Raw genomic sequence first — 1,335 nt, 5'->3', positions numbered from 1 at the left:
TTATCCGCAAGCTCAATACTTAAGTAATCAATAATCACCGCCACCATTTCCACATTATCTGCAAATGTACGGCTAAATTGTGATTCACTCAGTCCGATTGCTCTTGCTAGTTTCTTATGCGTCACCGTTGCGGATTTTCGATGAATCAAATCCACAATCGCTCTTGCATTTTTTGTTAATTCATTGCGTGGCATTGCACATTCCTTTGGGTAAATTAATCCCACAGATCGGGGCGAAGCTCAGATTTGGCTACTTCGCCATTCGTGACTTCTTCAATTTTCTTAGCAAGATAGGCTGGCATTGGTGAATACCCTGTTTCAACTTGTCGTAAATAAGATTTGGAAATACCAAGCTTTTTTGCAAAGTCAGCTTTGAAACCACGAGGGCGATCTGACAAATAACTAGTTAAGTTCATTAACACTCCCGTTAAGTAAAAATTAGATTGAGTTTAGATTTAACTAAATACAAAGTCAAGTAAAGTTTAGCTTTTGCTTGTTTAGGAAATTCTAAATAAAATAATTTAAAAATGAAAAGTGAGGTTAATTATGATTAAAGGTATGACTCTGCCAGAGATTCGCAGAAAAAAACTTACAGAATGGTTCAACACAAGAGATATTCCAGAAAAGGAAAAAAGCTACATATCACAATTAAAATCAGGAAAATCATCTTTTGGTGAGCGTGCAGCAAGAAGATTAGAGAATGAATATGGAATGCCTAGCTTTTATTTGGACTATGATGAAGAAACAGAAAGTGCGATTGTGTCTGCTATGTCAATTCAAGAAACACAGTCTCATCAATACCCCATTCATCTAATTGACTTCAAAGCTAAGGCGGGCGAAACAGGTTTTATCAATACTAACTATCCTGAAATTATTCAATCTATCTATTTCTCTTTAGACGGCTTGCTTGAAATTGTAGGGCGAAAATCAAGCAATGGCATTGAGATGATCACCATTCCAACTGATAGTATGAGCCCAACAATAAACAAAGGGGATGTTGTTTTTATTGATACTACAATCAATTATTACAATAACGAGGGTGTTTATATTTTTGTTATTGATGATGAAGTTTATATAAAAAGACTACAAAAAATTCCAGGTGGTATTTATAGAGCCCTATCGGACAACAAGACTTACGAACCTTTTGATATAAAAAGAGAAACCTTAGATACTGCTATTATCCTTGGGAAATTTATTCGAGTATTGCCAATAAATCCTAAAGACTTGTAGGCATTAGCGTAGCGGTTGAGCATCGGAGCTATTTGTAGCCAGCGGTTGTTTTATTGGGTAGAAAGGAAGTTAAAATGAATAATAAACGCATTAAACCTGAACAGTT

The 1,335-nt window shown here is 35.4% G+C and carries 3 protein-coding genes; 1 reads left to right on the top strand and 2 read right to left on the bottom strand.

The window, feature by feature from the left end:
* Together EDC41_RS13445 and EDC41_RS13440 are read right to left on the bottom strand one after the other, a co-directional pair.
* Positions 1–194: CII family transcriptional regulator (locus EDC41_RS13445; protein WP_132303733.1), on the bottom strand; the 194-nt coding region annotated here is incomplete at its 3' end.
* Positions 195–214: 20 nt separating this feature from the next.
* Entirely contained in the window at positions 215–415 is a 201-nt protein-coding gene (locus EDC41_RS13440) for a transcriptional regulator (RefSeq protein WP_006248825.1), read from the bottom strand.
* 130 nt (positions 416–545) lie between these two features.
* On the opposite strand from EDC41_RS13440, the gene EDC41_RS13435 reads away from it, so the two are divergent.
* A complete protein-coding gene (locus EDC41_RS13435) occupies positions 546–1,229 on the top strand; it encodes a S24 family peptidase (protein WP_006252485.1) in 684 nt (227 codons plus the stop codon).
* The last annotated feature ends 106 nt before the right edge of the window (positions 1,230–1,335 follow it).

The sequence above is a fragment of the Mannheimia haemolytica genome (assembly GCF_004342115.1).
In the GTDB taxonomy this organism is placed as follows: Bacteria; Pseudomonadota; Gammaproteobacteria; order Enterobacterales; family Pasteurellaceae; genus Mannheimia; species Mannheimia haemolytica.
This window is presented reverse-complemented; position numbering and strand designations above follow the sequence as displayed.